General features: G+C 54.5%; 1 pseudogene. It reads right to left on the reverse strand.

From position 1 onward, the window contains the following. Nucleotides 1-246, reverse strand: a pseudogene (locus tag ACK3CR_RS27135) (BclA C-terminal domain-containing protein); the annotation flags it as partial.

Genomic DNA, 246 nt, shown 5'->3' on the forward strand with positions numbered 1-246 from the left:
ACTTCCTTCATACGTCACAACTTGACCTGCTGGGTAAAACGGAGCGCTTGCCGCGCTAAACGCTTCTACTCCTTCTAATCCAACACCGGTCGCTCCGGTAAGTCCCGTTGCACCCGTGACTCCGGTTTCTCCTGTTACGCCCGTTGGGCCTGTGGCTCCTGCTGCTGCCAACAACGTGTAATCTGTTGACGTATCCGGAGTCCCACTCGGCGATGCCACATCGGCTATATACAAACTTCCTTCATA

This window comes from Priestia sp. TRM10, from assembly GCF_057808375.1.